The organism is Microbacterium sp. NPDC090014 (assembly GCF_044748285.1).
In the GTDB taxonomy this organism is placed as follows: Bacteria; Actinomycetota; Actinomycetes; order Actinomycetales; family Microbacteriaceae; genus Microbacterium.
Map to the genome: position 1 here is coordinate 362,227 of NZ_JBIVFS010000001.1, position 24,504 is coordinate 386,730.

The window sequence follows — 24,504 nt, forward strand, 5'->3', positions numbered from 1 at the left end:
AATAAACGGTAGAGTCGGGGCCATGGAGACAGAACTCGACTCGGCACTTCGCGGTGCCGGGCTGCGTGCGACCGCGGGCCGCGTCGCCGTGCTCGAGGCACTGGAATCCATGGCCCACACGGATGCGGAGCGGATCTTCCGCACCGTGTCCGACGTGCTTCCGACGACGTCGATCCAGTCGGTGCACAACATCCTCGCGGACCTGACGACGGCGGGCCTCATCCGCCGGATCGAACCGGCAGGCTCCGCGGCGCTCTACGAGCGGCGCATCGACGACAACCATCACCACATCGTGTGCACCCAGTGCGGTGCGATCGGCGATGTGGACTGCGTCGTCGGCGAAGCGCCGTGCCTCACCCCGTCTTCGGCGGGGGGATTCACCGTCCAGACAGCCGAAGTGACCTTCTGGGGCCTGTGCCCCAGTTGCCAGAACGCCGCGCAGTAGCATCCGACGCCGATCCCGGGCACCCGGGATGATCGTCGTGTCTGCGTGCAGAAGGAGAAGAACATGACCGACCCATCGACCACCACCCAGACGGGCACCCCCGTCGCGAGCGACGCGCACTCGCTCACCGTCGGAGCTGACGGCCCCACCGTTCTGCACGATCGCTACCTCGTCGAGAAGCTCGCGTCGTTCAACCGCGAGCGCGTGCCGGAGCGCAACCCCCACGCCAAGGGCGGCGGAGCCTTCGGAACGTTCACCGTCACCGAGGACGTGTCGGCCTACACCCGTGCCGCGGCCTTCCAGCCGGGCGCTCAGAGCGAGACGCTGCTGCGTTTCTCGTCGGTCGCCGGCGAGCAGGGTTCGCCCGACACCTGGCGCGACGTGCGCGGTTTCGCGCTGCGTTTCTACACGCCCGAGGGCAACCTCGACATCGTGGGCAACAACACCCCGACCTTCTTCCTGCGCGACGCCATGAAGTTCCCCGACTTCATCCACTCGCAGAAGCGTCTCGGCGACTCGGGTCTGCGCGACGCCGACATGCAGTGGGACTTCTGGACCCTCTCCCCCGAGTCCGCCCACCAGGTCACCTACCTCATGGGCGACCGCGGCCTGCCGCGCAGCTGGCGCCACATGAACGGCTACGGATCGCACACCTACCAGTGGGTCAACGCCGCCGGCGAGCGCTTCTGGGTGCAGTACCACTTCCTGTCGAAGCAGGGCGTCGAGGCGATGAGCGCCGAAGAGGCCGAGAAGCTCGCCGGATCGGATGCCGACTACTACCGTCGCGACCTGTTCGACGCGATCGCTCGCGGCGACGCCCCCTCGTGGGACGTCTACGTGCAGGTCATGCCCTACGAAGAGGGCAAGACCTACCGCTTCAACCCGTTCGACCTGACGAAGACCTGGTCGAAGAAGGACTACCCGCGCATCAAGGTCGGCACGTTCACGCTCGACCGCAACCCGCAGAACTTCTTCGCCGAGATCGAGCAGGCCGCCTTCTCGCCCGGCAACCAGGTTCCCGGCACGGGCATCTCGCCCGACAAGATGCTCATGGCTCGCGTGTTCGCATACTCGGATGCTCAGCGCTACCGCATCGGTGCGAACTACAACCAGCTGCCGGTCAACCAGCCGCACGCGGCCGAGGTGCGCAACTACATGCACGAAGGCCAGATGCAGTACAAGTTCAACCCGGCCGAGCACCGCGTCTACACGCCGAACTCCTACGGCCCCGCCGGCGGACCCACGGCTGACCCCGCTGCCGGTGTCGAGGCGAGCTGGGAGTCGGACGGCGAGCTGATCCGCGCCGCCGCGACCCTGCACCTCGACGACGACGACTTCGGTCAGGCGGGCACGCTCTACCGCACGGTCTTCGACGACGAGCAGCGCGCGCGCTTCCTCGACACGCTGACCGGCCAGGGACAGGGCATCACGATCGACGCGATCCGCGAGCGGTTCTTCCAGTACTGGACGAACGTCGACGCCTCGCTGGGCGACGCTCTGCGCGCTCGCTTCTGAGCCGCCTCCGCTGAGGACCGAGACCCACCGTCCCTTCGGGGCCGGTGGGTCTCGGCGTCTTCGGGCATCGCAGGGGGAGCACAATGGATGCCGTGGCTGTTCCTCTCTCCGACCTGACCCAGATGCCCGCACCCCAGCAGGTGCACGCCGCCGATGGCACTCGCCTCGCGACCTACACCTGGGGTGATGTGGATGCTCCCGTGGCGGTGATCGTGCACGGCTTCGCGTCGAGCGCCCGCGACACCTGGGTGCTCACGGGGTGGGTGCGCGAGCTCACGAAGGCGGGGTATCGGGTGCTCGCGCTCGATCAGCGGGGCCATGGGCTCAGCGAGAAGCCGCACCAGGCCGACGCCTACGGCATCCGCACTCTCGCGACCGACGTCGAGACGGTCATGGACATGTATCTCGTCGACGAGGCCGTCTACGTCGGATACTCGCTCGGGGCCCGGGTCGGCTGGGAGGTCGTGCGCGATCTGCCCCACCGGATCGGCCGCGCCGTGCTCGGAGGGGTGCCGGACGGCATCCCTCTCGCGCGGCTCGATCTCGACCAGGTGCGCGCGTATCTCGCCGACGGGACGCCCGTCGCGGATCCGACGACGCAGAACTACATCGCGCTGACCGAGCGCGTGCCCGGCAACGACCTCGGCGCGCTCGTGGCGCTGGCCGAGGGGATGCGGTCGTCTCGGACGATCGATCCCGACCCGTCGAACGCGCCGGCGAGCCCGATCCTGTTCGCGACGGGGTCGAAGGATGCCATCATCGAGGGCTCTCGCGCCCTGGCGTCAGCTGCCCCGCAGGGACAGTTCTTCGAGATCCCCGATCGCAACCACTTCAACGCACCGGGATCGCGCGCCTTCAAGGAAGCCGCGCTCGCTTTCCTGTCGGAGAGCTGACCGCGGGGCGCCACGCCTGCCCACTCGTAGCGGAGGAGATCTCAGGCAACGACGGATGCTTCTCAGCATCCGCTCCTTCGATCCGCGAGATCTCCTTCATTGCCGGAGCGGCAGCCGTCTGCCCGAGCACTGACCGCGGGCACGAGAAGAGCCCTCCGTCTCGGGGAGACGAAGGGCTCTCGGGGTGACGGTCAGACCGTCGCGTTCTCTTCGCGCTTCGGCAGCACCCATCCCGCACGCGGGAAGTGGCAGGTGTAGCCGTTGGGGTACTTGATCAGGTAGTCCTGGTGCTCCTCTTCGGCCTGCCAGAACGGGCCGACGGGCTCGATCGTTGTCACGGCCTTGCCCGGCCACAGACCCGAGGCGTCGACGTCGGCGATGGTGTCGCGCGCGACGGCCTCCTGCTCGGGGCTGAGCGGGAAGATCGCCGAGCGGTAGCTCGAGCCGATGTCGTTGCCCTGGCGATCCTTGGTCGACGGGTCGTGGATCTGGAAGAAGAAAGCGAGGATGTCGCGGTACGTCGTCTTCGTGGGATCGAAGACGATCTCCACAGCCTCGGCATGACCCGGGTGGTTGCGGTAGGTCGCGTGGTCGTTGCTGCCGCCGGTGTAGCCGACACGGGTGTCGAGCACGCCGGGCTGGCGGCGGATGAGGTCTTCCATGCCCCAGAAGCAGCCGCCGGCGAGCACGGCGGTCTCGGTCCCGGGGGTGCGGGTGATTGTTCCGGTGTCGGTCATGAGTTCTCCTCGGAGTTCGGGGTGGGGAAGAGGTGACGGTAGCGACCGTACCCCTCATCTTCCAGGCTGTCAGCCGGGATGAAGCGCAGGGCGGCGGAGTTCATGCAGTACCGGAGTCCTCCTGCGTCTCGGGGTCCATCGTCGAAGACGTGCCCGAGATGGCTGTCCGCGCCGCTGGAACGCGCCTCGGTGCGCTTCATCCACAGCGTGCGGTCGGTGCGCGTGGTCACGGCGTCGGCCTCGATGGGCTTGGTGAAGCTCGGCCATCCGGTGCCGCTGTCGAACTTGTCGGTCGACGCGAAGAGCGGCTGACCCGAGACGACGTCGACGTAGATGCCGTCGTCGTGAGTGTTCCAGTACGCGTTGCGGAAGGGCGGCTCGGTCGCATCCTCCTGCGTGACCTCATACTGCAGGTGCGTGAGGTCGCTGACGGCCTCGGGGGTCTTGCTGTACTCGTTCGACATGGTCTGTCTCCTTGTCCGACGCGGCTGGCTGCAGCGTCATAGAAGAGAACCAGGAGGATGCCGGTTTTGGTCCCGCGGGACTGTGAGCGCGCTGTGAGTTTGTGCGCAGTCGATAGAGTTGCTCCGCTACATAGACACCAGGGAGACACACATGTCGGTTGGACTGCTCGCCGTCGTCGATGACATTCTCAGCGCGGCGATGAAGGCTTCGGCCAAGGCCGCCGGCGTCGTGATCGATGACGCCGCCGTGACCCCGCAGTACGTGCAGGGCATCACGCCCGCGCGCGAGCTGCCGGTCGTGGCGAAGATCGCCCTCGGATCTCTCGCGAACAAGTTCGTCATCATCATCCCCATCGCACTGCTGCTCACTGCCTTCGCGCCGTGGGTGCTGCCGTATCTGCTGATCCTCGGTGGCGCCTACCTCTGCTTCGAGGGGGCCGAGAAGGTGCTCGAATGGTTCGGCGTGCAGCACGGCCATGCCGATGAGAGCGCCCGCAACGAGAACAAGCTCGTGTGGGGCGCGGTGCGCACCGACCTGATCCTGTCGACGGAGATCATGCTGATCTCGCTCGCCAACCTCGAGGCCGGCCTCGACATCTGGACGACCCTCGCGATCCTCGCCGTGATCGCGCTGCTCATGACCGGCGTCGTCTACGGTGCAGTCGCCCTGCTCGTGAAGATCGACGACATCGGTCTGAAGATGGCGAAGAACCCGTCCCAGCGAGTTCGCCACACGGGCACGCGCATCGTGCGCTCGATGCCGGCGGTCTTCCGCTTCATCAGCATCCTCGGCACCGTCGCGATGCTGTGGGTCGGCGGGCACCTGCTGCTCGTGAACCTCGGCGAGGTCGGCGTGCACTTCGGCGCCGACATCCTGCACGGCATCGAGCACTTCCTCGAGCCGGCCGGCGGTGTCATCGTCTGGATCGGCGACACGCTGTTCTCGGCCATCGCGGGCCTGATCGCGGGTCTGATCATCGTGGGGATCATCCTCGGGATCGGTCGCCTGATCGGCAAGAAGCCGAGCTTCCACGAGGGCGAGGAATCGCCCGCCGACGTGCACGTCTGACACTGACGCCGCTGTTCGAATCTCAGTCGGTATGCCGACATGCGATCCGGGGCGCGACTCACTCGCCGCGCACGTGATCCTCGGTGCGCAGCCATTCGTCGAACGTGATCGCTCCCTGCAGAGCATCGGCGTCGCCGCGCAGCGACCCCGATGCCAGCCCTTTCCCGTACGCGCCGGGCAGCCGCACCCCGAGAACCAGCCGCCGCACCCCGTCGAACGCCAGCTGTCGTCGGGCCAGATCGAGCAGGACCTCGTCCCGTGGCCCCACGAGATCGCGCGCACGCCCCGCTGCCGCACCTGAGGCGACCCGAACCAGGTGCGCACCGACCTCGCGCGCCGCCACCGGCCGCATGAGCAGCTTGGGCATCACTGCGATCGGCCCCGACATCCCCGAGAGCAGCTGTCCCAGGAACTCGTGGAACTGCGCCGCCCGCGCGATCGTGAACGGCACAGTGCCCGCGGCCACCGCCCGCTCCTGGGCGAGCTTGCCCGCGTAGTAGGACGAGTCGATCCCGTCGATCCCCACGATCGACAGTGCGACATGATGCCCCACACCTGCCGCCTCCTCTGCGGCGAGCAGATTGCGCGTCGCCGTCTCGAAGAAAGCCACAGCCTTCGCCGCCGAGAGGGTGGTCGTGTTCGTGACGTCGATGACGGCATCCACACCCTGCAGCGCGTCGGAGAGTCCGACGCCCGTGATCACGTCAGCGCCGGCCGAACGCGCGAGCACGACGACCTCGTGCCCCGCGGCCCGCCCCGCCTCGACGACGTGGCCACCGACCACTCCCGTTCCTCCTGCGACTGCGATCCTCATCCGCGCTCCTCTTCGTTCCCGCGGCATGTCCGCGCCCAGCGTGCGCCCACCGCGCACCGTCCGCAAGAGATGACGAGACGGCATCCGAAAGTGTGAGGTCTCACACTCCGCAGCCCTGCGTCGTCATATCCTGCGAGAGCACCCGCGCCAGCGCACCATCGAAAGGCACCCCATGGACGACGACCTCGACGACGTCTTCCGCGAGCGTCGCCGCCTGCTGGCCCTCGGCTATCGGATGACGGGGACGCTGGCGGATGCCGAGGATGTCGTGCAGGAGACATACCTGCGGTGGTACCGGCTCGCCGAGGCGGAGCGCGAGGCGATCGCGAACCCTGCGGGCTGGCTCACGACCGTCGCCGGCCGTGTCGCCCTCGACCTTCTGGGCTCCGCGCGGCGCCGGCGAGAGCAGTACGTCGGGCCGTGGCTGCCGGAGCCCGTCCCGGCCGAGCTCTTCGCGGGGGCACTCGGCTCGCACACGGCATCGATGTCCGAGGATCCCCTCGATCGCATCACCCTCGACGACGACGTATCGACTGCGCTGCTCGTCGTGCTGGAGGCGATGACTCCGGCTGAGCGCGTCGCCTTCGTGCTGCACGACGTCTTCGCCGTGCCGTTCGACGAGATCGCCGAGGCCGTCGGCCGGTCCTCCGCCGCGGTGCGGCAGCTCGCGGCATCCGCTCGTCGTCACGTGCGCGAGAGTCGGGCGATCGCCGTCCCTCGCGCCGAGCACGACAGGGTCGTCCGCGCCTTTCAGGACGCCACACGAACCGGTGACGTCGTCGCGCTCGCGCGGTTCCTCGCCCCCGACGTCGAGCTGCGCAGCGACGGTGGCGGAGTGGTCAGCGCAGCCCGCAACGTCGTGAGCGGCGCCGACAATGTCGCGCGCTTCCTGCTCGGAATCGCAGCCAAGAACCCGCACTTCACCGTCGAGGAGAGGCAGTTCGGCGAGGGTCTCGGCCTGGTGTTCCGCGACGGAGGGAAGGCGCACTCGGTCATGAACCTGCACGTCGAAGACGGCGTGATCGATCAGCTGTGGATCGTCCTCAATCCCGCCAAGCTGACGCACTGGCGACTTCACACCTGAACCGACGCGGCGAGCCCTCCGAGACTCCGTGGACCCGGACCGTCTGCAGGGCTGCCGCATGGATGCAGGAGGATCCGAGGGATCTCGCCCTGCAGACGTGCCCCGGTCCTGCACGCGGCACACGAGGGAAGCCGCGGCGAGCCCTCGGAGACCGACCCCACCCCGGCATCCTGCTACCGTCGTCCCGTGCGCACCCGAGCGCAGATGCAGGAGACCCGATGAGCGACCACCAGATCCGGGATGCCGAGACCGCCGACGTCGAGGCGATCACCGCCATCTACAACGACGCGGTGCTGACCACGACCGCCATCTGGAACGAAGAGGCCGTCACGGTCGACGACCGCACCGCCTGGTTCGCCGAGCGCACCGAGCGCGGCTATCCCGTGCTCGTCGCCGTAGACGACACCGGCGTCCTCGGCTATGCGACGTTCGGCGACTGGCGCCCGCACAGCGGCTACCGCCACACGGTCGAGCACTCCGTCTATGTGCGCGAGGGGCAGCGCGGGCGCGGCATCGGCAAGGCGCTCATGATCGAGCTCATCGACCGCGCGCGACGCCTCGGCAAGCACGTCATGGTCGCGGCGATCGAGAGCAGCAACACGGGGTCGATCATCATGCACAAGCGCCTCGACTTCATGCAGGTCGGACGGATGCCGCAGGTCGGCGCCAAGTTCGATCGCTGGCTCGATCTCACCTTCCTGCAGCTGGTGCTCGATGAGCGCCCGTTCCCGGACGAGCGCCCGTGAACCCGCTGCTCTGGCTCGCTGACGCCTTCAACTCGCAGTGGGTGCTCCCCGGCGGTCAGGTGCTGCTGATCCGCGAAGTGGTCGGCAACGCGTTCGGCCTGGCGAGCGCCCTCGGCGGCATGCAGCGCAAGATCTGGGCGTGGCCGGTCGGCATCGTCGGCAATCTGCTGCTGCTCACGGTCTTCCTCGGGTCGATCCTGAATCCCGACCACGAGCTGCCGCATCTGCTCGGCCAGGCCGGGCGTCAGATCATGTTCATCATCGTCGCGATCTACGGCTGGGTGCGCTGGCGCCAGGCCGCCTCGAACGGTGGGCGCGTGACCCCGCGATGGGCGCCCAACAGCGCCCGCATCGGCCTGGTGCTCGTGATGGTGATCGGCACGATCGCCCTCACTCCCCTGTTCCGCGCGCTCGGCTCGTGGGAGCCCGTGTGGGCGGATGCCTGGACCTTCGTCGGCTCGCTGCTCGCCACCTACGGCATGGCCAAGGGGTGGACCGAGTTCTGGCTCATCTGGATAGCCGTCGACATCGTGGGCGTGCCGCTGCTGTTCAGCTCCGGCTTCTACGCCACGGGCCTGATGTACGTGTTCTACGGCGTCTTCACCGCGGTCGGATTCGTCGTGTGGTGCCGCGCGCAGGCGAATGCCAAACCGCAGGTCGACACGATCATGCCGGATCCCCGACCCATCACCTCCACCATGAAGACCGTCGACCGCGACCGCGACTGACCCGCCCCGACCACTCGGCGAATGTGTCGGCGCATGTCACCGGGGTGGCCGGGAGGTCGATCGACGGGTTTGCTGGTCCCCATGACCCGTCAGATCCGTTTCAACGCCTTCGACATGAACTGCGTCGCCCACCAGTCGTCCGGCCTGTGGCGGCATCCTGACGATCGATCGCGCCAGTACAACACCATCTCGTACTGGACCGACCTCGCGAAGCTGCTCGAGAGCGCGACCTTCGACGGCATCTTCATCGCCGACGTCCTCGGCACCTACGACGTCTACGGCGGGACGAACGAGGCGGCGATCCGCAACGGCGCCCAGGTTCCGGTCAACGATCCGATCCTGCTCGTCAGCGCGATGGCCGCCGTCACCGAGCACCTCGGATTCGGCATCACCGCCGGCACCGCCTTCGAGCACCCGTACCCGTTCGCGCGCCGTCTGAGCACCCTCGACCACCTGACCAACGGACGTGTCGGCTGGAACGTCGTCACCGGCTACCTGCCCAGCGCCGCGCGCAACATGGGCCAGGAGGACCAGCTCGCGCACGACGACCGCTACGACCATGCCGATGAATACGTCGAGGTGCTCTACAAGCTCTGGGAGGGGTCGTGGGAAGACGACGCGGTCGTCGAGGACCGTGAGCGCGGCATCTTCACCGACCCGTCGAAGGTGCACCCCATCGGCCACGAGGGGAAGCACTTCAGCGTTCCCGGCATCCACATCTCCGAGCCGTCACCGCAGCGCACGCCGGTCATCTACCAGGCCGGAGCGAGCCCCCGCGGCGTGCGCTTCGCGTCGGAGAACGCCGAGGCGATCTTCGTCGCCGCCCCGTCGAAGGAGGTGCTCGCCGGCACCGTGAAGCGCATCCGCGACGCACTCGAAGAGGCGGGCCGCGACCGATACGACGCGAAGATCTACACGCTGCTCACGGTCATCACCGGGGCGACGAGCGAGGATGCCGCGGCGAAGCACGCCGAGTACCTCTCGTATGCGAGCCCCGAGGGCGCGCTGACGTTCATGTCGGGCTGGATGGGCGTCGACCTCTCGCAGTACGCCGAGGACGAGCCCGTCGGCAACGTCGAGTCGAACGCCATCCAGTCGGTGCTGCAGCACCTGAAGGAGGAGGCCGACCTCGGACGCGAGTGGACCGTCGGCGACTTCGGACGCCACAACGCGATCGGCGGCCTCGGCCCGACCATCGTCGGCTCGGGCGTCGAGATCGCCGACGAGCTGCAGTCGTGGGTGGAGGAGACCGACATCGATGGCTTCAACCTCGCCTACGCGGTCACTCCCGGCACCTGGCAGGACGTCATCGAGCACGTCATCCCGGTGCTGCGCGAACGCGGCGTCTACCCCGAGGAGTACACGCCGGGCACCCTCCGCAACAAGCTGCAGGGCAAGGGCGACCGCGTGCAGGACACGCACCGCGCCGCGAGGTATCGGATCGGGGCGAACGTCCCGGTCGCCTGACCCTCAGCGACCTTCGGTCGGGCGCGGTCAGTCGGCCTTCGAGGTGAAGAGCCCGCGCAGCACGAGGAACACCACGACCGCGACGACGAGCACGATCGCCAGCTTGGCGATGAACCACAGGATCGAGAACAGCGCGCTGACGATCCACCAGGCGATCACCACGGCGAGGACGACGCCGACGATGGTCCAGAGCGAGTTCTTGTTCATGGTTCCAGCCTAGGCGGCGCGGCGACGTCACAGATCCGGACGCTGCGGCATCCGCCCTTCCGCATCCGATGCGTCGCCGTCAATCCCCTTCCCGTGCGCTGATCACCGGGGTGAGACTGCAAGCATCCGACTCTTGGGAGCATCTCCATGTCTGCGCCAGCACTCACTTCGTCCGCCGTTCACGGCATCACCGCGAGAGGTCCCCTCAGCGACGCCGTCATCCGCCGACTGACCGGCGAAGACGCCGACGATCTCGGTGCCAGGGCCGAGGCTGCGCTCGCTTCGACCGATGACGTCGTGCGCGACGACGACATCCAGCTCGCGCTCTTCGTGCTCTACGCCTCGTCGTACGGGTCGCTTCCCGAGCTCGACCCCGCCCTCGAGTGGGATCCGGCGTTGATCGCGACACGGGGAATCCTCGAGCACGCGTTCGAGCGGGCACTGCGGGCGACTGTCCCGATGCCCGAACTCCCCGAGCCGACCGTCGATGCCGTCGGGCGGGCCCTCTTCGCCCTCGCCGAGGCCGACACGGGTCCCAGCCTGTCGCGCTACGTCGCGAAGAAGGCGACGGAAGAGCAGATGCACGAGTTCTTCATGCAGCGCTCGATCTACACGCTGCGCGAGGCCGACCCGCACTCGTGGGCGATCCCGCGCCTGCACGGGCGTGCGAAGGCGGCGCTCGTCGAGATCCAGTCCGACGAGTACGGCGGCGGGCGGCCCGACCGCGTGCACGCGACGATCTTCGCTCGCGCGATGCGCGGCGCCGGACTCGACGACACCTACGGCGGATACGTCGACGACGTACCGGCCATCACGCTCGCCTCGCTGAACTCGATGTCGATGTTCGGCGTCAACCGGCGCCTCCTCGGCGCCATCGTCGGACACCTCGCCGCGTTCGAGATGACCTCGTCGATCCCCAACCGCCTGTACGCCGACGGCCTGCGGCGCCTCGGGTTCGGTGAGGACGTGACCGACTACTTCGACGAGCACGTCGAAGCGGATGCCGTGCATGAGCAGATCGCGGCGCGTGACCTCGCCGGCGGGTTGGCCGAGGATCACCCCGAGCTGCTGCCCGACATCATGTTCGGCGCGGCCGCCTGCCTGACCGTGGACGGCTGGGCAGCGGGCCACATGCTCGACTCGTGGACGCGCGGAGAATCCTCGCTGCGGCCGAGGGACGCACGATGAGCGCGCGCGAGGATGCCGTCACCATCACCGCCTACCCCGACGGACCGCTGCTCGTGCGGGGCGCGGCGGTGCTGGAGTCATCCGACGGCGAGCCGATCGAGGTCACGCGCCGCACGGTGGCGCTGTGCCGCTGCGGCCTCTCGACGATCAAGCCGTTCTGCGACGGCACCCACAAGGCCGCGGGGTTCCGCACCGACGCCTGATCTCAACCCGTCGGTCAGTGCCCGACTGCCGGCAGGCATCCGCCGTCCATGATGACGCCGCCGATCTCGACCGTGAGCACGTCGGCCGAGACCTCGCCGAAGATGCATCCGCCTTCGGGAGCAGCTGCACCGAAGGCCACGGCCCGCTCGTCTCCCAGCGTCTGGACGTAGGCGAGGCCGGCGTCGGCGAAGACCTCCTCCACAGCCGCGACCGACAGGCCGCCGGAAGTGCGGAGCGACTCGAGGCCGGCGCGGATGTCGTTCGCCGGTTTCTCGGCGGCGGCTCGGCTCTCCTCCGAGAGGTCGACGCGATCGCGGTAGCGCTCGTTCTGCGCCATCGCGTCGTCGGGGTCGTAGGGCGCGCAGTCCGGAGGCAGATCGACGCCTTCGATCTGCGGGCACGCTGCCGTGGGAGTGGGACTCGGAGATGCAGACGGCGATGCGCCAGGCGGGCCGGCGGTGGCCGTCGCGCACCCTGCGAGCATCATGGTCGTCGCAACGACGAGAAGCAGCCGTGCACCTCTCGACCTGTCCCCCCGGAGTCCGGTCATTCCCTCATGCAACCACACGGGAGCTCAGTGGCCAATGGTCATTCCGTGTGCGCCTCCGCTCACTGCGACAACGCCCCGGGGTGCAGGCCGGATGCGGCGATGAGGCGCGACGACCGCGCTTCAGCCCGGATTCAGCGTGCGCCCGCCACACTGGAGGAATGCGGATCCTGGTGGTTGACGACGAGCTGCGGTTGGCCGACGCCGTACGCCGGGGACTCGAGGCCGAGGGCTTCGCGGTCGACGTGGCGAACAACGGCGTCGACGGGCTCTGGCGTGCGCGCGAGAACCGATACGACGCGATCGTGCTCGACCTCATGATGCCCGGCATGAGCGGCTGGAAGGTGTGCGAGGCCCTGCGCGCCGAGGAGAACTGGACGCCCGTGCTGATGCTCACCGCCAAGGACGGCGAGTGGGATCAGGTGGAGGCCCTCGAGACCGGCGCCGACGACTATGTGACGAAGCCGTTCTCCTTCGCGATCCTCGTCGCCCGCATCCGCGCCCTCGTGCGCCGGGGAGCCGTGGCCCGCCCGGCCGTCCTCGAAGCCGGAGACCTGAAGCTCGACCCCTCGTCGCACCATGTCTGGCGGGGCGAGACCCCGGTCACGCTGACCGCCCGCGAATTCGCCGTGCTCGAGCACCTGATGCGTCATCGAGGTCAGGTGCTCTCGAAGCGCGAGCTGATCGACGGCGTATGGGACGACGACTTCGACGGCGACCCCAACATCGTCGAGGTCTACGTCGGACACCTGCGCCGCAAGCTCGACAAGCCCTTCGGACGCGAGGCGATAGAGACGATCCGCGGTGCCGGCTACCGATTGGCGGCCGACGGTGGCTAGGCGCTCATTCCGATCGGTGCGCGCCCGGACGACCCTCGGCGCGACGCTCGTCGTGGCCGTCGCCCTGCTCATCGGGGCGTTCTCGTTCTACGGCATCCTGAGCTCCAGCATCCACGCGAGCGCGGAGCGTGCCGCCGAGCAGCGCCTCGACGAACTCGCCGATCGCTTCGACGGCCCCGGCGGCGGACCAGGCGGCGAACGCGGGATCGACACCCTCGACGACGAGATCGTGCAGATCATCGGCGGCGACGGATCGGTGCGCGCCGCCAGTGAGGATGCGCGCGACGAACTGGGGTCGACCGCTCTGCCCGTCTCCGACGGCGCGCAGACCCTGACGATCGGCGGCGAGCCCATGCTCGTGGTCTCCGACGGCATCGAGGACGACGACACCCTCGTGCTGGCGGTGTCGATCGAAGACGGGGTCGAGACGCTGTCGACGGTCGCGCTGCTGCTCGCGGTGGCCGTGCCGCTGCTGCTGCTGCTCGTCGCCGTGACCACGTGGCTGGTCGTCGGGCGGGCCCTCCGACCGGTCACCCGCATCCGCGAAGAGGTCGACGGGATCACCGCCGAGCACCTGCATCGGCGCGTCGAGGTGCCGCCGTCATCGGACGAGATCGCGGCGCTCGCGACCACCATGAACCGGATGCTGGATCGCCTCGACGCCTCGGCGACGGCGCAGCGCCGTTTCGTCTCCGATGCGTCGCACGAGCTGCGCTCCCCGCTCGCGACGATCCGACAGCACGCCGAGCTCGCGCAGGCCCACCCGGCCACCACGAGCATCGGCGAGCTCGCGGAGGTCGTGTCCGATGAAGGACTCCGGCTCCAGGGCATCGTCGAATCGCTGCTGCTGCTCGCCCGGCTCGACGAGGGCGGCGGCACGCACGACGAGGCGATCGATCTCGACGACCTCGCGCTCGCTGAGGTGAGGCGGCTGAGGTCTCGCGGCGTCGAGGTCGACGGCTCCGGCATCCGTGCGGCCCGTGTCACCGGAGACCCCCGCCTGCTCGGTCAGCTGCTGCGCAACCTCGCCGACAACGCCGTCCGGCACAGTGCGGCTCGCGTGGCCATCAGCGTGATCCCGCAGGATTCGTGGGTGTTCGTGACCGTCGAGGACGACGGCTCCGGCGTGCCGCCCGACGAGCGCGAGCGCATCTTCGAACGGTTCGTGCGGCTCGACGAGGCGCGCAGCCGGGATGCCGGAGGCAGCGGTCTCGGCCTCGCGATCGTGCAGGGCATCGCCGTGGCCGGCGGCGGCACCGTCTCGGTCGACGCCTCCCGTTGGGGCGGCGCGCGCTTCGTCGTGGGCCTGCCCCTCTCGGACTGACACTCTCTCGGCATCCGGGCCGTCCGCAGGACCTGACGCCTCAGCATCCGGGCCGTCTCCAGGACCTGGCACCTCAGCATCCGGGCCGTCTGCAGCACCTGGAGCCACAGCATCCGGGCCGTCTGCAGGACCTGGCACCTCAGCATCCGGGCCGTCTGCAGGACCCGAGCACGGATGCGGGAACAGGATCCATGTCTCATCCTGCATCCGTGCCCGGATCCTGCAGGTGGTACGTGTCACTGCGGCCGAGACGCCCCTGCTTCCTGAAGACGCCTTCAGGACGCTTCAGGGTGGCTTCAGCACTGCCGCGAGAGCATCGAGACATGAACGACAAGAACCCGACCCCCGACCAGACGCCCGAGAACCTCCCGACGAACGCGACTCCCCCAGCGCCGCCCGCACCCCCCGCGCCCACCGCGACGCCGTCCCACGATGGTGAGACCGTTCCCGTCGCGCCGCTCGCGGCTGAGAACGCCGCCCCGGCATCCGCGTCCGCAGCTCCCGCGAAGCGCGGTCGCAAGCGCGCTCTGCTGATCGGCGGCGGAGTCGCCGCTGCCCTGATCCTCGCCGGTGGAGGCGTGGCCGTCGGAGCAGCCATCGGGGACGACATCGGCGACGACGACGACCGCCCCTCGGTCTCGGACGGACCCCGCGACGACGACGGAGACCGCGGTGGACAGCCCGGCGATAACCGTGACGACAGCGACAGCGACAGCGACGATCAGGGCTCTCCGCAGGGCGGCGGCCCCGTGACCGGGATCGGCACGGACTCGGCCGACGAGCTCGTGGACATCGCGGATGCCGCCCGCGGAGCCGCCGAGGGCGACGTCACCTCGATCGACGCGAAGCGCGACGGCACCTGGGAGGTCCAGCTGACCGCCGCGAACGGCAGCGAGACCGAGGTGCGAGTGGATGTCGACCTCGCCGCCACCGTGATCTCGACCGAGCAGGAGGACGACGACACGGCTCCGACCCACACCCTCGACGAGGCCGCGATCCGTGCCCTCGTGGATGCCGCACTGACCGAGGCCGACGGGATGATCACCGACCTCGACGCCGACAACGACGAGGTCAGCCCCTACGACGCGTCGGTGCTCACCAGCGACCGCCGCTCGATCGACATCGACTTCAGCGCCGACTACGCGGTCGTCGGCACCGACATCGACGACTGATCGCCCTCGTCGTTCTTCGAGCCGCCGGCCCTATGGGGTCGGCGGCTCGACGCGGTTTCAGCCAGACGTCCCGGCAGCGGAACCCGGCTCCCGCAGGCGATTCCCCGCGTAGCGTCATGATCCGTCACTCGTCGGGTCTCTCTCAGTGAGTTCGGTCGCCATCGCGCGCCGACGTTGCGGACACCGGGGGGATCCATGCCAGTCACGGCGCACACCTACTTCTACACACCCGCTCGAGCGGACTCCGTCGTGCAGGCACTGCAGCACCTCGTTACCGACCTGAAGCACGTCGAGCGGCGATACTTCGACAGCCGTTCGGTCGCGTTCAGCACCCGCGGGTCGCTGTTCGAGGCACCGGCCGACGTGACGATCGTGACGACTCCCCTGACGACCGGCGGATCGGATGTGAGGATCGCGCTGCAGACGACGACCCGGCGGACGGCGAGCCGCCGGTCGCTGACCACCAGGGCCGCCGACCGCCTCAGCGTGCGGATTCAGAAGGCGCTGGGCTGACCGCGAGCCAGACGTATCCGAAGGGTGGGATGCGAAGCCGCTCGTGACGCGCGCCGGTGAGCAGATCCGTGCCGCTCACCGACGGCAGATCGACCGTCGCGTCGCTGACGTTCACGACCGCCGTCACCTCATCCGGGGTGCCGGCCGCCCGACGGATCACGAGCACGCGGTCGTCGAGCGACTCGATGTGCTGCGACGCGAACGGAGAGAACGCGGCGATCTCGCGTCGTACCGCCAGCATCGCCTGCACGCCGTCGAGCATGCCCGCTCGACGGTCCGAGACCTGCAGCTCCTCGCGCAGACGGTCGGCGTCGAGCACCTCGCGGTTGATGCGACGCGCGATGTCGCTCTCCTGCACTCCCGCGTGGTCCTGCTCGGACCCGAAGAGCGAGTGATGGTAGATCGCGGGCACTCCGACCACCGACAGCAGGATCGCGTGCGCCGCGAGGCCGCGGGTCACAGCCGATGCGTCGGGGTCGGGGTCCTGCGGATCGACGAGTGCCTCGAGGTAGTTCGTGTTCAGCTCGTAGACCCCCTCGCTCCCGTCGGGGCGGCGTGCCATCGAGACCCGGCCACCGCGGGCCAGGGTGCGCTCCACGAGCAGGGCACGATCGTCGTCGGTCAGCAGTCCTTGCGTGGGGCGCAGTCCGATGCCGTCGTGACTGGCCAGGAAGTTGAACCAGGTCGCGGTGTCGCTCACCGGTCCCACCCTGCTCGCCCAGGCGGCGAGCGCCGTCGCCCGTCCGGTCACGAACGCGTGCAGCACCAGTGGCGGTAGAGCGAACTGGTAGACCATGTTCGCCTCGTCACCACCGTCGCCGAAGTAGGTGATGTTGTCGGCGTGGGGGACGTTGGTCTCGGTGAGCAGCATCGTGCCCGGTGCGAGCTCGTCGACCAGTGCGCGCCAGATGCGGATGATCGCGTGAGTCTGCGGCAGGTGGATGCAGGTGGTGCCCGACTCCTTCCAGAGGTAGCCGATCGCGTCGAGGCGCACGGTCGTCGCCCCGTGAGCGAGGTAGCCGAGCAGGATGTCGGTGAGGTCGAGCAGCACCGCGGGCGTGCTCGGGTCGACGTCGATCTGGTCGTCCCCGAAGGTCGTCCAGGCACGGGCCGTCGAGCCGTCGGGCCGCGTGTACTCGTGGACGAGCGGGGTGGTGCGCGGACGCACGACGTGCGAGACGTCGAAGTCGGGAGCGGGATCGAGGAAGTACCCGGCGAACCGCTCGTCCCGCTCGAGCCAGCGGCGGAACCAGTGCGACGAGCTCGAGATGTGGTTGGCGACGAAGTCGAGGGCGAGGGCGTACTCCTCACGCAGGTCGGCGACGTCATCCCACGTGCCCAGCGCCGGGTTCACCTCACGGTGATCCAGCACGCCGAAGCCGTCGTCCGAGGTCCAGGGGTAGATGGGCAGCAGGTGGACATCGCTGATGACGTCACCGATGTGCTCCCGCAGCACTCCCGCGAGGGTGTGCAGCGGCGCCTCGCCGGCCCGCCGGAACGAGTCGCCGTAGGTGATCAGGTAGGCGGTGCTCTGATCCGGACGCGCCTTCGCGGCCGGCGACAGGCGGTCACGCCAGGTCTCAGCGAGCTCGAGCAGCGCCGCGAGCACCTCGGGCGCGGCATCCGGATAGAGCTGCGCGATCAGGGGGGCCAGGCGCTGCTCGAGCTGGATCTTGGTCTTCATGCCACCGACTCCTTCAGAAGCTCGCGGACGAGGTGCATGCCGCGTGCATCGAGACCGTCGATGCGATCGGAGAACCCTCGGATCCCGGGCGCCGCGAGAACCACCTCAGCCCACTCGTCTCGGAGGGCGAATTCCGGTCGCGCGACGAGGCAGTCGGGGTCGTTGACCCAGAACCGGCCGTGCTGCCACGACCTGGCCTCGAGCGACATCCGCCCGCGGAGTCCCTGCGAGCCGTCCTCACCACCCTCGTGGAAGGTGTCTCCCGAGACCCGCATCGCGTCGACGAGTCCGACGCTCGGGAGGATCGGAGCACCGCACCCGAGCATGAAGGCGTCGTCGCCGAGCACCTCGCGGATGAGCTCGAGCCCTGAGCGGTAGGCCGAGATCGGCGTGGCGTCGGCATCCCACCGTGCCCCCGGGATCGCCCCGGAGTAGAGGAAGTCGAGCTTGACGTAGTCGATCCCGAGATCGCGGATGTCGCCGAACACGGTGGCCAGGTATTCGCGCAGTCCCGGATGCGTCAGGTCGAGCCCACGGAGGTCGTCGCCCCAGTTGCGCCCCGCGTCGCCGACGAGCCACTCGGGGTGCTCCCGGGCGACGGTCGAGCCGGCGCCGACCGAGAAAGGCGCGGCCCAGATGCCCGCGCGGCGCCCGGTCTCGCGGATCGCATCGACCGCGGAGGCGAGTGACCCGAATCGGGGGTGCGGCGCGGTCCACTCGCCGGTGCCGAGGCTCCAGCCGTCATCGATCTGCACCACGTCGACGTCGAGCCCTCGATCGTCGATCGCCCGAAGGTTCTCGATCACGTCAGCAGCCCGCACGTCTTCGAAGTACTGGTACCAGGTGCACCACACGCGAGGTGACCGAGCGGCGGTCCGGGCACCGGCGGCTGCGCCGAAGCGGTCACCGAACGCGGCGAGCGCAGAGGGGCCCGTGTCGTCGCCACCGGCATCCGGAGTCCACGACGAGACGTCGGCGACATCGCCGATCGCGTCCACGATCACCCGGTCGCCGTGCCAGCGGGCGCGCAGTGTGGGCACCTCGCGGCGGGCGTCGAGCGTGCCGAAGACCCGAGCGGGAGCACCGTCGCCCGGATCGACGACGAGCAGCCCTTCGCCCTGAACGGCATCCGTCGCCACCTCGGTTCCCGGCCGGAAGCGCATGGCGTGCTGCCACGGCTCGGCCGGCCGGAGGATCGGGTCGCCCTGGCCGTGCCACGTGGTCGGGCTCCAGCTCTGCCAGCCCTCCGCGTACACCCGGGCGTCGGGCCCGACGGGGATCTCATCGAGGACGCTCACGCTGCTCCACTCCGCCCGGCGAGGGCTGTCGTCAGTTCGAGGTCGTGGGGGCGCACGGGTGCGCCGTCGAGTTCAGCGGATTCGACGGCGGCGAAGGTCGCGCGCACCGTGGCGAGGACGTGCTCGGCCGAGTTCTCGGGTTCGCGCTCCTCGTCGATCGCGCACTGCAGCTCGCCCATCGCGCCGGCGAATCCGTCGGTGAACCACTGGCCGTCGAGGTCGAACTCGGTGCTCTCCCCGTCGCGCTCGAGCACCAGCCGGTCGGAGCCGAGCAGGATGCTGCCGCGGAGGGTCCCTTCGGTCCCGTGGATCCAGAACGGGCACCCGCCGGCGTCTGTCCGCGCGTTGCCCACGATGCGGATCGATGCGCTCGCCCCCGTCGACGTCTGCATCCGCAGGTCTGCCCCCCACGGGTTCCGGGCGGCGGCGGGCTGGCCGGGAACGCGGTGGTCGCGGGCCGCGATCTCGACCACCCGGGATCCTTCGAGCCAGCAGCGGGTGATGTCGACCCAGTGCACGAGGTAGTCGTTCAGGAGCATGTGCGGCACGTCGTCGAACGGCGTGCCCTCGAGTGGCGGCAGCGGCTTGTCGTGCAGATGCGTGACCCCCACCACTTCTCCGATCCGGGCGTCACGGATCAGCAGAGACGCGAGGCGCCAGGCCGGAGCCCACCGCGCATTCTGATTCACCGCCACGCGGATCCCCCGTTCACGCGCATCAGCGAGCACCTCGCGCAGACGCGGCAGATCAGCGGGGTCGCTGATGAGCGGCTTCTGGGCGAGGACGTGCTTGCCCGCTGCCACTGCCGCGGCGATCAGCTCGACGCGACCGGTCGGCCCGGTCGCCAGATCGACGATGTCGACACGGGGATCCGCGAGCAGCGCCTCGACGGACTCGTGGACGGTCTCGATGCCGAAGTCCGCGGCGAGCGCTTCGGCGTCACCGCGAGTCCGCGACGTCACGGCCACGACAGGGAGGCCCCACGCGCCGTATGCCGGAAGGTGGGCGCTGCGGGCGATCGCCCCCGCGCCGACGATGCCGATCGCGCGACGCCGGTCCGGGACGAGCGGGCGATGGTCGGGGATGCCGCTCACCGGAGACGCTCGGGGGCGGCGTCGAAGCGGAGCAGGGCCTGCATGATGTCGGGGTCGCCTGCGTCGAGCCTGTCGAAGACCGCGGCGACATCGGCCGACGGCACGATGTCGGACACGAGCGCCCCGGCATCCACCGATCCGTCGAAGATGAGCGCCATGACGGTGCGCACGAGACGAGCCTGGTCCCATCGGCCGCCGAGCGCGACAGGCACTCCAGAGATCTGGCTGGCGACGATCCGCACGCGGTTGTGGTGGAACTCCTCCCCCAGGCGCAGGTGGGCAGCTCCACCCTGATAGAAGCCGGAAGCGGCGACGAGCCCCTCGGGCCTCACCGCTCGGATCGCCTCGTGCAGGGCGCGATCCGTGCCGGACAGCTCGATCGCACTGTCGGCCCCGCCGCCCGTGATCTCGCGGATCGACTCTCCGGCGCCACCCTCCCGCAACGCGTCGACCGTGTGGCGTGCGCCGAAGACCTCGGCCATCGCCAGCCGGGTCGCGAGGGTGTCGACCGCCGTGACCCGACCGCCTGCGAGGGTGGCGAGGCGAGTCGCGAGCAGGCCGATCACGCCCTGTCCGAACACCGCGACCTGCTCGCCGAGCCGCACGTCGGCGGCGAGCACGGCATTCAGAGCGATCGCTCCCACCCGCGCGAAAGTCCCCAGCACGGGATCGGCGCCGTCGGGCACGAGCCGCCCCACGACCGCGGATGCCGGCACGACGGCGTCACTGCGGTGTCCCCAGATGCCGTGCACCACGTCTCCGACCCGCACTCCGCTCACGTCGTCCGCGACCTCGGTCACCTCGCCGACCTCGGAGTAGCCCCAGCCCGAGACCGGGTAGCCGAAGCTGGGCTCACCCGGCACGAAGAGCCGTCGGTCGGCGTCCCACGTGGAGGTGAGATACGGGTTGGTGCCGCGGTAGGCGGTGAGCTCGGTGCCGGCTGAGATGCCCGAGTACCAGGTGGAGATCCGCACGCTTCCGGATGTCAGCGGCTGCGGCGCGATCTCGACCAGCTCGACCTCTCGGACGGCGGAGAACTGCACGACGTGGGGCACGGGGGGCCTTCTTTCCAGCGGGGACTCAGCCCTTCTCCGCACCGGCGGTGAGGCCTCCGACGAGGAGCCGCTCGGAGGCGAAGAAGAGGATGATGATGGGCAGGGTCAGGATCACGGAACCGGCCATGAGCACCGTGGTGGGAACCTCGATGCTGCCGGAGAGCTGGGAGAGGCCCAGCGAGACGGTCCACGAATCGCGCTTCTCGACGAGGAACAGCAGAGCGAAGAGGAACTCGTTCCAGGCGATCATGAAGATGAACAGTCCGTTCGACACGATCGCGGGCATGGCGAGCGGGATGCTGACCCGGCGCATGATCTGGAACCGGGTGCACCCGTCGAGTGCCGCAGCCTCCTCGAGCGAGACCGGGATCGTGGCGAAGTAGTTGCGCAGCGTGTAGATCGACACCGCCGCGACCTGTGACACGTAGACGATGAGCAGTCCGACGAGCGAGCCGCGCAGCCCGATCTGCGTGAAGAACACGAACAGCGGCACCGCCAGCAGGATCGCAGGGAAGAAGTACACCGCGAGGAACAGGCCGGACACCTGACGGCGACCGAAGAAGGCCAGTCGGCTGACGGCATACGAACCGGGAATCGACACCAGGAGCGTGAGCACGACCGTCGCGAGAGCGACCAGCAGTGAGTTGCGCATGAAGACGATGAAGCCCTGCCCGCCGGCGTCCACGGGCGCCAGCACGTCGAGGTAGGTCGAGAAGTCGAGCTCCTCGATCGTGATCCACAGCGCGCCCGGGTTCTGCAGCAGCGAGTCGAGCGAGCGGAAGCTGAGCAGCACCATGTAGTAGAACGGCACGACGGCGGCGAGCACCAGCAGCACGATGACGATCGGGCGGAGGATGCGGAAGAGGGCGTTCTCGAAGCCGTCGCGGTCGAATCCGCGTCTGGCGGGCCGGGCCTCGGTGACGGCGTCGGTCGTCGCACTCATGCCTGCTCCTCCTGTCGGCCGAAGATCTTCAGATAGACGCCGACGAGCACGGCGAGAATGGCCGCGAGCACCAGGGCCTGAGCGGCGGCGGCGCCGATGTCACCGCGAGCGGTGAGCAGGTCGAACACCCGCACCGAGACGACCTCGGTGCCGGCTCCGCCACCCGTCAGCAGGTAGATGTCGTCGAAGTTGTTGAACGTCCAGATGAAGCGCAGCACGCAGAGCACTGCGATCGTCGGCAGCAGCTGCGGAAGAAGAATGTGCCGGAAGCGCTGCGTGGGGGTCGCGCCGTCGACCCTGGCCGCCTCGTCGAGCACGGCCGGGACCGCCTCGAGTCGGGCCGTGAGGAAGAGGAAGGCGAACGGGAAGGATCGCCAGGCTTCGAACAGGATGACGGTGATCAGCGCCATCGGCAGCTCGACCTCCCACCCGAAGATGCTCACGGGCAGGGCGCGGTCCGAGAGGAACGCGATCGCCTCCTCCCATCCGAGCACGGTGGTGCCGAACCAGTTCACGATGCCGAACTGCGGGTTGAGCATCGTCGACCACACGAACGTCGCGGCCACGACCGGGGCGACGTACGGCAACAGCAGCGAGGCGCGCACGAGGCCGCGCCCGCGGAACGGCTTGCGCAGGGCGAGGGCGGCGGCGAGGCCGATGCCGATCGCGAGCGCCGTGCCGCACACGGCGTAGACGACCGTGGTCCACAGCGCGCTGAAGAAGCCGGGCGACGTCAGCACGTCGATGAAGTTGTCGAGGGTGTAGTCGCCGATGATCCCGGTGCCGCGGATGTTGATCAGGCGGACGTCCTGGAACGCGAGGGAGATCGCCCAGATGATCGGCAGGAAGACGGCGACCAGGATGATGATGAAGGTCGGCGAGATGAGCAGCAGCCCCGCCCGGTTCTCCTCCCGACTGTGCCTCGACCCGCGCCGCGGCTTCACCGCGCCGGTCGGTCTCGGCGGCGTGGTGCCGGGCTCGGGGCGCTGTGCCCCGAGCCCGGACCCCTCGACGACTCTGCTCACTTCAGCGACTCTGCGATCGAGCGCACGGTCTCGGCGGCGGTCGACGCGGCGTCAGCCGGGTCACCGCCCTGGGCGACATCGCTCACCGCCGTCGCGACCGGAAGCTCGCCCTGCAGCGCGCCGAGCAGCGAGCCCTGGCCCTGGGTGATGCCCCAGCGGGCGAGATCCTCCGGCCCTGCGGCCACAGCATCGAGGACCTCGGGTGCGTAGAAGTCGGACAGAGGAGCCTTGGTGTCGACTCCGGCTGGAAGCGTCGCCCACATGTCGGAGAACATCGTCGGATCCTCGGGGGTGCCGGTGCGGACGGGAACCTTGCCCTCGGGCGCGATCGCGATCCAGGGCTCGTAGCCATCGCTCATCATGTACTCGACGAACGACTGCGACGCGTCGGTGTTCGCTCCCTCGGTGATGGTCCACGAGGTGATCTCGCCGAACTGCGCCGCGGCATCGGAGTCGGGTCCGGCGATCGACGTGACCACGCCGGTGTTCGCCGCGAGGAAGGCCGGGTCGGCGAGGCACTCGGGGCACGATGGCTTCGCATCCTCACGCAGGCCTGCCAGCTCGTCGAGCACGAAGCTCGACCAGATGAACATGGCCGCGTCGCCCGCGAAGTACGTGGCGCGGGTCGTGTCGACGTCCTGCGCACCCGGCACCGAGTAGTCGCGGGTCAGCTCGCCATAGAACTCGAACGCGCTGACACAGGCATCCGAGTCGAGCTCGACGTCACCGTCTTCGTTGACCAGCTCGCATCCGTTGCCGAGCGCGATCTGCTCGAAGGTCTGCTCGGTGAAGGCGTCGCCCGGGGCGGTGGCGCCGACGAAACCGGCGACCTCGGGCGAGTCGAGGGTCTTCGCGGCCTCGAGGATCGATCCGTACGAGTCGGGGACGTCCAGGCCCGCGGCCTCGAAGAGGTCGGTGCGGTAGAAGAGCATCTGGGTCCACGACTCACTCGGGATCGCCAGGCTGGTGTCGCCGTCGGAGGTCAGGGCGAGCGCGTTCTCGGAGAACGTCGACGCGTCGAGCGCGTCGATCGTCGCCGCGACGGCATCCGTGTCGACGAACTCGTTGGCCGACAGCGTGCGCACCTGAGGCAGCGAGATCCCGCCGATCACGTCGGGCAGGTCGCCGGCCGCGGCAGACGAGGTGATGAGCTGGGCGAACTGGTCTTCCGCGACCGAGACGACCTCGACCTCGATGCCGGTCTCGTCGGTGAACGCGTCGACGATCTCCTGTGTGGCGGCCACCCGATCGGGAAGGTCCTCCTGCAGCCAGAAGGTGATGCCGGCATCGCCGCCGTCGTCGTCGCCGGAGCTCGTGCATCCGGTGAGGGCGAGCGCCGTCACGCACACCGCGGCCAATGCTGCTGCTGTCGCACGGGTATTCACTATGCGCCTCCTTGCGCTGGAAATGCAGGACTGAGCCGTCGGGTCGACTCCCATTAAGACTAAA

At 69.1% G+C, this 24,504-nt stretch carries 26 protein-coding genes; 14 read left to right on the forward strand and 12 right to left on the reverse strand.

From position 1 onward, the window contains the following. Positions 1-22 precede the first annotated feature (22 nt). The 3 genes from ACIPV5_RS01750 to ACIPV5_RS01760 all read left to right on the forward strand — a co-directional run bounded on the left by ACIPV5_RS01750 (position 23) and on the right by ACIPV5_RS01760 (position 2,853). Positions 23-445, forward strand: a complete 423-nt coding sequence (locus ACIPV5_RS01750; protein WP_053098173.1) for a Fur family transcriptional regulator — start codon at positions 23-25, stop codon at positions 443-445. A gap of 63 nt (positions 446-508) precedes the next feature. Continuing rightward, positions 509-1,960, forward strand: coding sequence for a catalase (locus ACIPV5_RS01755; protein WP_053098174.1), 1,452 nt, complete (start codon positions 509-511; stop codon positions 1,958-1,960). An 83-nt stretch (positions 1,961-2,043) separates the two neighbouring features. Further along, positions 2,044-2,853, forward strand: coding sequence for an alpha/beta fold hydrolase (locus ACIPV5_RS01760; RefSeq protein WP_400339258.1), 810 nt, complete (start codon positions 2,044-2,046; stop codon positions 2,851-2,853). Positions 2,854-3,044: 191 nt separating this feature from the next. Here ACIPV5_RS01760 and msrA read toward each other — a convergent pair whose 3' ends face one another. Together msrA and msrB are read right to left on the reverse strand one after the other, a co-directional pair. Beyond that, the gene (gene msrA / locus ACIPV5_RS01765; protein WP_053098176.1) at positions 3,045-3,590 is read right to left on the reverse strand and encodes a peptide-methionine (S)-S-oxide reductase MsrA; all 546 of its coding nucleotides are present in this window, start codon (positions 3,588-3,590) and stop codon (positions 3,045-3,047) included. Then, positions 3,587-4,054, reverse strand: coding sequence for a peptide-methionine (R)-S-oxide reductase MsrB (gene msrB, locus ACIPV5_RS01770; RefSeq protein ID WP_053098177.1), 468 nt, complete (start codon positions 4,052-4,054; stop codon positions 3,587-3,589). Before msrB ends, msrA begins: the two co-directional genes overlap by 4 nt. A 151-nt stretch (positions 4,055-4,205) precedes the next feature. Between msrB and ACIPV5_RS01775 the strand changes: the two genes are divergently transcribed. Beyond that, positions 4,206-5,123, forward strand: a complete 918-nt coding sequence (locus tag ACIPV5_RS01775; RefSeq protein ID WP_053098178.1) for a DUF808 domain-containing protein — start codon at positions 4,206-4,208, stop codon at positions 5,121-5,123. Positions 5,124-5,181: 58 nt separating this feature from the next. On the opposite strand, the gene ACIPV5_RS01780 is transcribed toward ACIPV5_RS01775, so the two are convergent. Beyond that, complete coding sequence (locus tag ACIPV5_RS01780) at positions 5,182-5,937, reverse strand: SDR family oxidoreductase (protein WP_400339261.1); 756 nt, start codon at positions 5,935-5,937, stop codon at positions 5,182-5,184. A gap of 172 nt (positions 5,938-6,109) precedes the next feature. Here ACIPV5_RS01780 and sigJ point away from each other — a divergent pair, with 172 nt between their 5' ends. From sigJ to ACIPV5_RS01800, 4 genes are all read left to right on the forward strand, one after another. Further along, on the forward strand, positions 6,110-7,021 hold the full coding sequence (gene sigJ, locus ACIPV5_RS01785) for an RNA polymerase sigma factor SigJ (RefSeq protein ID WP_400339263.1): 912 nt from the start codon (positions 6,110-6,112) through the stop codon (positions 7,019-7,021). A 218-nt stretch (positions 7,022-7,239) separates the two neighbouring features. Then, the gene (locus tag ACIPV5_RS01790) at positions 7,240-7,767 is read left to right on the forward strand and encodes a GNAT family N-acetyltransferase (protein ID WP_400339265.1); all 528 of its coding nucleotides are present in this window, start codon (positions 7,240-7,242) and stop codon (positions 7,765-7,767) included. After that, positions 7,764-8,495 (forward strand): nicotinamide riboside transporter PnuC, encoded by a 732-nt coding sequence (pnuC, locus tag ACIPV5_RS01795; RefSeq protein ID WP_187249190.1) that lies wholly within the window; start codon positions 7,764-7,766, stop codon positions 8,493-8,495. Before ACIPV5_RS01790 ends, pnuC begins: the two co-directional genes overlap by 4 nt. Positions 8,496-8,576: 81 nt before the next feature. Then, the gene (locus ACIPV5_RS01800) at positions 8,577-9,962 is read left to right on the forward strand and encodes an LLM class flavin-dependent oxidoreductase (RefSeq protein ID WP_053098181.1); all 1,386 of its coding nucleotides are present in this window, start codon (positions 8,577-8,579) and stop codon (positions 9,960-9,962) included. Between the two features lie 27 nt (positions 9,963-9,989). On the opposite strand, the gene ACIPV5_RS01805 is transcribed toward ACIPV5_RS01800, so the two are convergent. Further along, positions 9,990-10,169 (reverse strand): hypothetical protein, encoded by a 180-nt coding sequence (locus ACIPV5_RS01805; protein ID WP_053098182.1) that lies wholly within the window; start codon positions 10,167-10,169, stop codon positions 9,990-9,992. A 147-nt stretch (positions 10,170-10,316) separates the two neighbouring features. On the opposite strand from ACIPV5_RS01805, the gene ACIPV5_RS01810 reads away from it, so the two are divergent. Beyond that, positions 10,317-11,357: an iron-containing redox enzyme family protein gene (locus ACIPV5_RS01810; protein WP_072592124.1), complete on the forward strand. Its 1,041-nt coding sequence runs from the start codon at positions 10,317-10,319 to the stop codon at positions 11,355-11,357. Next, positions 11,354-11,560, forward strand: a complete 207-nt coding sequence (locus tag ACIPV5_RS01815; RefSeq protein ID WP_053098184.1) for a CDGSH iron-sulfur domain-containing protein — start codon at positions 11,354-11,356, stop codon at positions 11,558-11,560. Before ACIPV5_RS01810 ends, ACIPV5_RS01815 begins: the two co-directional genes overlap by 4 nt. A 14-nt stretch (positions 11,561-11,574) precedes the next feature. Here the strand turns inward: ACIPV5_RS01815 and ACIPV5_RS01820 are convergent, their stop codons facing one another. Further along, entirely contained in the window at positions 11,575-12,111 is a 537-nt protein-coding gene (locus ACIPV5_RS01820) for a hypothetical protein (protein WP_056275524.1), read from the reverse strand. Between the two features lie 158 nt (positions 12,112-12,269). On the opposite strand from ACIPV5_RS01820, the gene ACIPV5_RS01825 reads away from it, so the two are divergent. The 4 genes from ACIPV5_RS01825 to ACIPV5_RS01840 all read left to right on the forward strand — a co-directional run bounded on the left by ACIPV5_RS01825 (position 12,270) and on the right by ACIPV5_RS01840 (position 15,956). Then, positions 12,270-12,947, forward strand: coding sequence for a response regulator transcription factor (locus ACIPV5_RS01825; protein ID WP_400339271.1), 678 nt, complete (start codon positions 12,270-12,272; stop codon positions 12,945-12,947). Beyond that, positions 12,940-14,271 carry an ATP-binding protein gene (locus tag ACIPV5_RS01830; RefSeq protein ID WP_400339274.1) on the forward strand — a complete coding sequence of 444 codons (1,332 nt, stop codon included), beginning with the start codon at positions 12,940-12,942 and terminating at the stop codon, positions 14,269-14,271. The genes ACIPV5_RS01825 and ACIPV5_RS01830 overlap by 8 nt, the downstream gene beginning before the upstream one ends. A 323-nt stretch (positions 14,272-14,594) precedes the next feature. Beyond that, a complete protein-coding gene (locus ACIPV5_RS01835) occupies positions 14,595-15,443 on the forward strand; it encodes a PepSY domain-containing protein (RefSeq protein WP_400339276.1) in 849 nt (282 codons plus the stop codon). Between the two features lie 195 nt (positions 15,444-15,638). Next, the gene (locus tag ACIPV5_RS01840) at positions 15,639-15,956 is read left to right on the forward strand and encodes a hypothetical protein (protein WP_053098188.1); all 318 of its coding nucleotides are present in this window, start codon (positions 15,639-15,641) and stop codon (positions 15,954-15,956) included. Here ACIPV5_RS01840 and ACIPV5_RS01845 read toward each other — a convergent pair. The 7 genes from ACIPV5_RS01845 to ACIPV5_RS01875 are packed head-to-tail and all read right to left on the reverse strand — an operon-like array spanning position 15,925 to position 24,440. Next, positions 15,925-17,640 carry a sugar phosphorylase gene (locus tag ACIPV5_RS01845; RefSeq protein ID WP_400339279.1) on the reverse strand — a complete coding sequence of 572 codons (1,716 nt, stop codon included), beginning with the start codon at positions 17,638-17,640 and terminating at the stop codon, positions 15,925-15,927. The genes ACIPV5_RS01840 and ACIPV5_RS01845 overlap by 32 nt on opposite strands. Beyond that, positions 17,637-18,938: a glycoside hydrolase family 36 protein gene (locus ACIPV5_RS01850; RefSeq protein WP_400339282.1), complete on the reverse strand. Its 1,302-nt coding sequence runs from the start codon at positions 18,936-18,938 to the stop codon at positions 17,637-17,639. Before ACIPV5_RS01850 ends, ACIPV5_RS01845 begins: the two co-directional genes overlap by 4 nt. Next, the gene (locus ACIPV5_RS01855; RefSeq protein WP_400339285.1) at positions 18,935-20,032 is read right to left on the reverse strand and encodes a Gfo/Idh/MocA family protein; all 1,098 of its coding nucleotides are present in this window, start codon (positions 20,030-20,032) and stop codon (positions 18,935-18,937) included. The genes ACIPV5_RS01850 and ACIPV5_RS01855 overlap by 4 nt, the downstream gene beginning before the upstream one ends. After that, a complete protein-coding gene (locus ACIPV5_RS01860) occupies positions 20,029-21,087 on the reverse strand; it encodes a zinc-binding alcohol dehydrogenase (RefSeq protein WP_072592131.1) in 1,059 nt (352 codons plus the stop codon). The genes ACIPV5_RS01855 and ACIPV5_RS01860 overlap by 4 nt, the downstream gene beginning before the upstream one ends. A gap of 25 nt (positions 21,088-21,112) precedes the next feature. Further along, positions 21,113-22,030 (reverse strand): carbohydrate ABC transporter permease, encoded by a 918-nt coding sequence (locus tag ACIPV5_RS01865; protein ID WP_082297926.1) that lies wholly within the window; start codon positions 22,028-22,030, stop codon positions 21,113-21,115. After that, entirely contained in the window at positions 22,027-23,055 is a 1,029-nt protein-coding gene (locus ACIPV5_RS01870) for a carbohydrate ABC transporter permease (RefSeq protein WP_400339289.1), read from the reverse strand. The genes ACIPV5_RS01865 and ACIPV5_RS01870 overlap by 4 nt, the downstream gene beginning before the upstream one ends. Then, a complete protein-coding gene (locus tag ACIPV5_RS01875) occupies positions 23,052-24,440 on the reverse strand; it encodes an ABC transporter substrate-binding protein (protein WP_400339292.1) in 1,389 nt (462 codons plus the stop codon). Before ACIPV5_RS01875 ends, ACIPV5_RS01870 begins: the two co-directional genes overlap by 4 nt. Between the last annotated feature and the right edge of the window lie 64 nt (positions 24,441-24,504).

What these genes read in the sequence shown, in the direction of transcription:
- ACIPV5_RS01750 (WP_053098173.1), top strand. Translation starts at nt 23, where the DNA reads ATGGAGACAGAACTCGACTCGGCACTTCGCGGTGCCGGGCTGCGTGCG.
- ACIPV5_RS01755 (WP_053098174.1), top strand. Translation starts at nt 509, where the DNA reads ATGACCGACCCATCGACCACCACCCAGACGGGCACCCCCGTCGCGAGC.
- ACIPV5_RS01760 (WP_400339258.1), top strand. Translation starts at nt 2,044, where the DNA reads ATGGATGCCGTGGCTGTTCCTCTCTCCGACCTGACCCAGATGCCCGCA.
- msrA (WP_053098176.1), bottom strand. Translation starts at nt 3,590, where the DNA reads ATGACCGACACCGGAACAATCACCCGCACCCCCGGGACCGAGACCGCC.
- msrB (WP_053098177.1), bottom strand. Translation starts at nt 4,054, where the DNA reads ATGTCGAACGAGTACAGCAAGACCCCCGAGGCCGTCAGCGACCTCACG.
- ACIPV5_RS01775 (WP_053098178.1), top strand. Translation starts at nt 4,206, where the DNA reads ATGTCGGTTGGACTGCTCGCCGTCGTCGATGACATTCTCAGCGCGGCG.
- ACIPV5_RS01780 (WP_400339261.1), bottom strand. Translation starts at nt 5,937, where the DNA reads ATGAGGATCGCAGTCGCAGGAGGAACGGGAGTGGTCGGTGGCCACGTC.
- sigJ (WP_400339263.1), top strand. Translation starts at nt 6,110, where the DNA reads ATGGACGACGACCTCGACGACGTCTTCCGCGAGCGTCGCCGCCTGCTG.
- ACIPV5_RS01790 (WP_400339265.1), top strand. Translation starts at nt 7,240, where the DNA reads ATGAGCGACCACCAGATCCGGGATGCCGAGACCGCCGACGTCGAGGCG.
- ACIPV5_RS01800 (WP_053098181.1), top strand. Translation starts at nt 8,577, where the DNA reads ATGACCCGTCAGATCCGTTTCAACGCCTTCGACATGAACTGCGTCGCC.
- ACIPV5_RS01805 (WP_053098182.1), bottom strand. Translation starts at nt 10,169, where the DNA reads ATGAACAAGAACTCGCTCTGGACCATCGTCGGCGTCGTCCTCGCCGTG.
- ACIPV5_RS01810 (WP_072592124.1), top strand. Translation starts at nt 10,317, where the DNA reads ATGTCTGCGCCAGCACTCACTTCGTCCGCCGTTCACGGCATCACCGCG.
- ACIPV5_RS01815 (WP_053098184.1), top strand. Translation starts at nt 11,354, where the DNA reads ATGAGCGCGCGCGAGGATGCCGTCACCATCACCGCCTACCCCGACGGA.
- ACIPV5_RS01820 (WP_056275524.1), bottom strand. Translation starts at nt 12,111, where the DNA reads ATGACCGGACTCCGGGGGGACAGGTCGAGAGGTGCACGGCTGCTTCTC.
- ACIPV5_RS01825 (WP_400339271.1), top strand. Translation starts at nt 12,270, where the DNA reads ATGCGGATCCTGGTGGTTGACGACGAGCTGCGGTTGGCCGACGCCGTA.
- ACIPV5_RS01835 (WP_400339276.1), top strand. Translation starts at nt 14,595, where the DNA reads ATGAACGACAAGAACCCGACCCCCGACCAGACGCCCGAGAACCTCCCG.
- ACIPV5_RS01840 (WP_053098188.1), top strand. Translation starts at nt 15,639, where the DNA reads ATGCCAGTCACGGCGCACACCTACTTCTACACACCCGCTCGAGCGGAC.
- ACIPV5_RS01845 (WP_400339279.1), bottom strand. Translation starts at nt 17,640, where the DNA reads ATGAAGACCAAGATCCAGCTCGAGCAGCGCCTGGCCCCCCTGATCGCG.
- ACIPV5_RS01865 (WP_082297926.1), bottom strand. Translation starts at nt 22,030, where the DNA reads ATGAGTGCGACGACCGACGCCGTCACCGAGGCCCGGCCCGCCAGACGC.